Source organism: Stenotrophomonas sp. S41 (genome assembly GCF_016624625.1).
Taxonomy (GTDB): domain Bacteria; phylum Pseudomonadota; class Gammaproteobacteria; order Xanthomonadales; family Xanthomonadaceae; genus Stenotrophomonas.
In genome coordinates, this window is sequence record NZ_JACVTV010000167.1 from 1 (window position 1) to 6298 (window position 6298).

The 6298-nt window shown below is 66.9% G+C and carries 4 protein-coding genes; all 4 read right to left on the reverse strand.

The window, feature by feature from the left end; all coding sequences use genetic code 11:
• Nucleotides 1-115: 115 nt before the first annotated feature.
• The 4 genes from pgaD to pgaA are packed head-to-tail and all read right to left on the reverse strand — an operon-like array spanning nucleotide 116 to nucleotide 5795.
• Nucleotides 116-607, reverse strand: coding sequence for a poly-beta-1,6-N-acetyl-D-glucosamine biosynthesis protein PgaD (gene pgaD / locus IAE56_RS20300; protein WP_200753759.1), 492 nt, complete (start codon nucleotides 605-607; stop codon nucleotides 116-118).
• On the reverse strand, nucleotides 604-1857 hold the full coding sequence (pgaC, locus tag IAE56_RS20305; RefSeq protein WP_200753760.1) for a poly-beta-1,6-N-acetyl-D-glucosamine synthase: 1254 nt from the start codon (nucleotides 1855-1857) through the stop codon (nucleotides 604-606). The genes pgaD and pgaC overlap by 4 nt, the downstream gene beginning before the upstream one ends.
• A 1-nt stretch (nucleotide 1858) precedes the next feature.
• On the reverse strand, nucleotides 1859-3745 hold the full coding sequence (gene pgaB, locus IAE56_RS20310; protein ID WP_200753762.1) for a poly-beta-1,6-N-acetyl-D-glucosamine N-deacetylase PgaB: 1887 nt from the start codon (nucleotides 3743-3745) through the stop codon (nucleotides 1859-1861).
• Between the two features lie 10 nt (nucleotides 3746-3755).
• Nucleotides 3756-5795: a poly-beta-1,6 N-acetyl-D-glucosamine export porin PgaA gene (pgaA, locus tag IAE56_RS20315; protein ID WP_200753761.1), complete on the reverse strand. Its 2040-nt coding sequence runs from the start codon at nucleotides 5793-5795 to the stop codon at nucleotides 3756-3758.
• Nucleotides 5796-6298 lie beyond the last annotated feature (503 nt).

A 6298-nucleotide genomic window follows, 5' to 3' on the forward strand; every position in this document is an offset into this window, starting at 1 on the left:
TCCCCGCAAACCCACAGTGCCCCGCCAACCCACGGAATGCCCGCTGTTGCTGTTGCCCTTGCCTCTGCAGGTGCAGGTGCAGGGCTGCAAGCCCTGCAAAAACAACACCCACCCCTTACAGCAATGGCTGCCGCGTCATTCCCACCGGCCGCGCGTTGTCATCCATGTGCAGCGTCACCGCCTTCGCATTCATCAGCTGCTCGGCCAACGCATCTGTCGCACCCAGCGCATGCGCGATGTCCTCGCGGCTGGAATCCTCGCGCGGCGCGCGCCGTTCCTTGCCGCCAAACCGGTAGCGGTTGTACTCCGCCCAGGCGATCAGCAGCAGCGAACAGCAGACCAGGATGACCGGCAGCGCGATCATCACGAACGGATCCACGTGCTGGCTGTGCTGGTACAGCTGCACGTAGGCCAGGTGCCCGCCCAGCAGCCAGGACACCAGGGTCACCAGCGGTGCCCACAGGTAGAAGTAGAAACCCCAGAACGCCAGGGTCACGAAACCCCAGGCTGTGCGCTGCAGCCGCGGCTGCTGGCGCGACTTCTGGATCAACCGCGAATCAAAGCGGTTGGACGACTTTTTCCCGGTCGTGTCACGTACGGCGTTCATCGGATCCCCCGGTCAGGGCTGACCCAGGTCGCACGCTTGCCGCGGCGCTTGAACAGCGTCTTCGGCAGCGCCACCAGGGTGGTGAACAGGCTGATCAACCAGTACGCCATCGGGTACCAGATGACCCAGAAGTAGTTGCGTCCAATGTGGGTTTCGTAACGACGGTCGATGATCAGGCTGCTGGCGAACTGCAGCAGGCAGACCAGGGCCAGGATCACGCCGTGCCATTGCGGCAGCAGCGTCTCGATGTACAGCGGGGCCGGCAGCGGCATGAACTTGCCCAGCGCCCACAGCACCACGATCAGCAGCATGGTGTACGCCCAGAACACGCTGAGGATGTACTCCAGCAGCACGCCCCACATGCGTCGCTTGCGCCAGCTGAACAACGACGCGCCGTGCCGCAGCAGCACTTCCACGCCGCCCTGGGCCCAGCGCAGGCGCTGCCGCCACAGTCCCTTCAGCGTCTCCGGCATCAGGATGAAGCACAGCGCGTTGGGTTCGTAGCGGATGTCCCAGTGGTCCAGCTGCAGGCGCCAGCTGATGTCGATGTCCTCGGTCACCATGTCGTCGGCCCAGTAGCCGATGCGGTGCAGGGCCGTGCGGCGGAACGCGGCGATCACCCCGGACACGGTGAAGATGCGCCCGTACACGCGCTGCGCGCGCTTGATCATGCCGATGATCGAGGAGAACTCGGCCACCTGCAGGCGGCCCAGCAGGGTGGAGCGGTTGCGGATGCGCGGGTTGCCGGTCACCGCGCCCACGCGCGGGCCGCTGGTCAGGTGCCAGACCATCCAGTGCATGGCGAACTCTTCCAGCATCGCGTCGCCGTCGATGCACACCAGGTACTCCGAACGCGACGCGAGGGCGCCCATGCGCAGCGCATTGGCCTTGCCCAGGTTGCGGTCCAGGTGCACCACGCGCAGGCGCGGGTGCAGGGCGGCCAGCGCGTCCAGGCGGGGGCCGGTATCGTCGCTGCTGCCATCATTGATGGCGATCACTTCGAAGTCCGGATAGCGCTGCGCCAGCGCCGCGCCGATGGTGTCGTCCAGGTTGTCCGATTCGTTGTGGCAGGGAATCAGCAGCGTGGCGAACGGGTAGCTGTCCATCGGCGGCGGATCGTTGCGCGGTCGCGACTTCCGCTCGCGGCGGAAGAAGTAGTACAGGCCGCCCGACATCCAGAAGAACGCCATCACCATCGGGTAGAAGAAGGCGAACTGGAACAGGGCATACAGCCAGGGGCTCATGTCCATGTCACTTCTCCGGGTACGGGAAGTTGCGCGCGGACATCGCGGCGCGCGCGTCCGTGGTCGACGGCTTGTCGGCGATGAAATCGTCCGGGTACCACGCGAAATGGCGCACGCCCTGTGCCTGCAGCCGGCGGACCTGCGCGCGCAGGCGCTGGCCGCTGATCGGCGTCTGCGTGCGCCAGTCCACGGTCTGCAGCTCGAACATGGTGTGCTTGAGGTCGGGGTCGTGCGCGCGCACCGCCGTGACCAGCCGGTCGAGCCAGCGCTCGGGGTGCTTGCTGCCTTCCATCCACGGCATCGCCATCAGCGCGGTGCGGTCATAGGCCTGGTTGAACAGGTCCAGGCGCTGGGCGAACCAGCTGGCGCTCTGCGGCTCCAGCACCGGCTGCGCGTACAGGTTGCGCACGGTGCCCAGCTTCGGCCGCCAGCGCTGGGCGGTGTCGCGCAGCTCCAGGGTGAAGTCGATCAGCGCCTGGGTGCGGCCGCCATCGGCGCCTTCCTGCGGCAGCTGTGCCAGTTCGGTGTCGCGCACATAGGCGTCGTCATGGAACAGCAGGCCTTCGAAGTACGAATTGATCGCCAGGTCTTCGTAGATGTCCTTGATGATCTGCCGCGCCTGCGGCTTGGTGAAGTCCAGCCGGTACATGCCGTCGCGTTCCGGGCTGGCGATGCCCAGCGCGGTGCGCTGCGCTGCATCCGGCAGCTCATAGCCGAGCACCGGCAGCCAGGCATAGACCTTCACCCCGGCACGGGTCTTCAGCTGCCAGGCCACGCGGTTGAACAGGTCCGCGCGCATCGGCATGTGCCGGTTGGGGAAGTACAGCGCGTCGGCCGTGTTGTTGCCATCGGGGTCGGCGAAGGCCTGCAGATAGACGTGGGTCGGGCCCACCTTCTTGACGCGGTCGATCAGCTTGTCGAGGTTGCGTGCCAGCTGTGCCGGGTCCGGGTCGTAGACCGCATCCATGTCGATCTGCAGCGCACGCGTGCCATCCAGGCTGACATTGCGGCGCAGTTCGAAGGCCAGCGAGCTGACGTTCGGATTGTTGGTCACCAGCAGGCGGGCCAGGCCGTGCAGGTCGGAGGTGACCGGCGTGCTGCGGCCTTCCAGGTCGAACGACACCGGCATGCCCAGTTGTTCGGCGATGTCGTTGCTCAGCTTGTTGTAGGCCGCATACGGCCACACGATTGCCTTCGGGGTGACGCCGAGTTCCTTCTGGATGCGCTTGACGCTCAGCGCGAGATCGTCGCGCAGGCGCTTTTCGTATTGCTGCGCGGTCTCATAGTGCTGGGTCTGCGGATCGTAGGTGCGGGTGATCACCGCCGGGGTCTGGTTGCCCTGCGGGTTGGACTGCACGCCATGGTGCTGGTTGTCGGTATGGCTGGCCAGTTCGATCAGGCCGCTGGACTGCATCTCGCGCAGCTGGTCCCAGGTCAGGAAATCATCGTGGCCGAACGGGCGGTAGCCGTAGTCGATGGTGCGGCCGGGGGCCATGTCGACGTAGTCGGTGATCACCGCCACCAGCGCCGGGTAGTTGTAGGCACGCAGCAGCGGGTAGACGCGGCTGTAGACGCTGCGCAGGCCATCGTCGAAGGTCAGCAGCACCGGCCGCGGCGGCAGCTGGGCTTCGCCGCGCGAGGCCTTGATCAGCTGCGACAGCGAGATCGGGTGGTAGCCGTGCGCGTTGAGCCAGTCCAGGTGCGCAGCGAAGTTCTGCGTGCTGACCGCGTAGGCATCGGCATCGCCCTTCTCACGCACATCGTCGCGGATGTCGTGGTAGCTCAGCACCAGCAGGCCGTTGTCGGCCGAATCCAAGTCGCGCTCCTGGGCAGCGGCCGGCAGGGCCAGCAGCGCCAGCCCCAGCAGCAGCACGCTCATCAGGTTTCGAAGCATCCGTTCCATCTCACTCTCCCCAGCGCAGCGCGGCATCGAAGCCGATATGACGTTCACGTTGGCCGTCGTAGACCGGCCGCGACCAGCTCACGCCGTACTCGAAGATCCTGCCCTGGCCGAACTGCCACTCATGGCGGTAGGCCACCGTGGGAATGAGCGAGCTGCCGAAGCCTTCCTGCCAGTAATCGCCCAGCGACACCGTCAGGCGGTGGCGGAAGTGCCGCTCGTAGTGGCGCCACAGCTGCTGGTCGATGCGCAGGCCGATCTCCACCGAGCGGTCGCGCGAAGGATTGAAGTAGGGCACGTCGTCGCGCGAGCCGCGGCTGGTGTAGAGGCTGCCGAGGCCATCGATCGTCACGCGCGGGCGGGTCAGCAGGCGCTGTTCGATCGCGGTGTTGAGGGTGTCGCGGCGGTTGCCGTCGTCGTAGCGGAACTGGCTGCCGCCCAGGCTCCAGTGGGTGAGCTCGTTGCGGGTGTAGTCGACGGCCACCGCCACGCTGTCGGCGGTGATGCCCGACACGCGCGCCTGCATCGAGGCTTCCGGGTCGTTGCGCGCGGCGGTCACGCCGGCGTGCCACTGGTCGTTGAACTGCCAGCCGAAGCCGCCGCGCAGGCCGGTGTCGCCGATGCTGTCGTTGGGCCGCACCACGGCGGCCTCGGCATCGACGCGGCCGAAGCGGTAGCGCGCACCGGCGCCGATCCACAGCGGATTGATCTTCTGGTCCTGGAAGGTCACCGAGCGCCGGTCGGCGAAGGCGAACAGACGCCAGCGGTCGTCGAGGATGGGCGAGGCCACTTCGGTGCCGTAATGCAGGTCGTCGTTGCCCAGCGGCGAGCTGCCACCGCCGCCGGAACTGCGGCCGCCTTCCACGGTAGCCTGCAGCTGCCAGCCGCGGTGCGCACGCCAGTCACGGTCCATGCGCTGGACCGAGGGCTGGTTGGGGTAGCGCTCGAGCAGATCGTCATGCAGCGGCCGGGCGAGGTCGTCGCGCTGCAACTGCACGTAGGATTCGTACATGCCGATGCGCGGCGAGACATCGCGCGGGTCGAGGGTGTAGGCCATCTGGTGGCGTTCGAGTGCCCGCCGCGGCCAGCCGCGCATCTGGTAGACGCTGCCCAGCGCGGTCTGCAGCCCGCCATTGCCGGGCCCGACCTCGACCATCGCTTCCAGCTCGCGCTGCGCGGTGGACAAATCGCCGCTGTAGGCGCGGATCATCGACAGGTTGAGGTCGGCCTCATAGCGCGCCCAGTTGGCGTACGGGCTCTTGCCGCCGCCCCAGCGCCATGCCGGCTCGTCCTTCTGCCACGTCTGCAGGTAGCCGATGGCCTTCTCGGCCTGCTCGGTCTCGAGGTAGGCGTAGGCCAGTTCGGAACGCGACTGGAAACGCGAGGGATCGTTCTTCACTGCCGCTTCCAGCAGCGGAATGGCCTCGTCCGGGTGCTGGGTGGCCATCATCGAATCGCCGACCGCAGGCAGCACGTAATCGGGCAGGGCATGGCCCTCCTGCTGCAGGGCGCGCGCTTCATCGCGCACCTGGGCATGGCGGGACAGGCGGTTGAGCAGGATCAGGCGGTCCATGCGGATGCGCAGCGGCGCCTGCGCCAGCGGCGTGCCGTCGCGCTGCACGTACTGCTCCATTTCCGCCAGGGATGCTTCGGCTTCGTCCAGGCGGCTGTCTTCGCTCTGGCCGTAGGCCAGGCTCCAGTTCACCCGCTTGGCGATGTAGTTCGCTTCCAGGCGCGCCTTCTGGTCGGCATCGAACAGGTCGGGACGCGCCTGGTAGAGCCGCCACGCGCGGTCGGCATTGCCGATGTCGCCCAGGGTCAGGACCTGCAGCTTGTACAGCAGCGGGTCGTTGGGCTCCAGCAACTGCGAGCGCTCGATCGCGGCCAGCGCATCGACCCAGCGGGCCTGGTCACGGTAGTGGCCGATCTCGGCCATCCGGTCAGCGCGGCTGGCGCTGGCCGGCGGCGAAGCAGCATGGGCCCCGAACGCCAAGGCGGCGCAGGCCAGGCCGACGCAGAGCGCCAGCGGACGATGGACAATCATGAAACCCCCTTAGCATCCCTTCATCGATGTGCTGAAAGTGTGACGCACATCACATGCCAACTGTATCCGACCCCACCCCACGGCGGCCAGTGCCTGCCTTTACAGCCAAGACGCAATAGTCCCGCCAGACCGGTCAAGCGCATAGCAACTCCCTGACAATCCAGCATTTTTTCAGGTCTCTCAGCGAGCCATGAAGCACCCGCCGGACGCCGCCGCGCCCTGACCCGGGGTAGAGAGCTGCCCAGAAGGCCAGCCCCTCCGCGTCATGATTGGACACCCTACGTCAGCAGATGCCGAAGCGATGTGTAGAAGCCTCGTGACAGAGACGTGCGCACCCCATCAGATTCCAATCTGACAGAACTCATCCACGCATGGCGTGGATCTACCAGCCGTCACACGGAAACTGTCGGGGGCGGGGCGGTGTGGGCTTGCAGGACCGCAGGCGCCATGGGCCCGAGGCATGCCTCGGGCGGGTTTGGGCGGGCGCCCCACCCCGGGCTTGG

Bases quoted from the DNA above. Each gene is read 5' to 3' on its own strand.
- pgaC (WP_200753760.1), bottom strand. From the start codon at position 1,857: ATGGACATGAGCCCCTGGCTGTATGCCCTGTTCCAGTTCGCCTTCTTC.
- pgaD (WP_200753759.1), bottom strand. From the start codon at position 607: ATGAACGCCGTACGTGACACGACCGGGAAAAAGTCGTCCAACCGCTTT.
- pgaA (WP_200753761.1), bottom strand. From the start codon at position 5,795: ATGATTGTCCATCGTCCGCTGGCGCTCTGCGTCGGCCTGGCCTGCGCC.
- pgaB (WP_200753762.1), bottom strand. From the start codon at position 3,745: ATGCTTCGAAACCTGATGAGCGTGCTGCTGCTGGGGCTGGCGCTGCTG.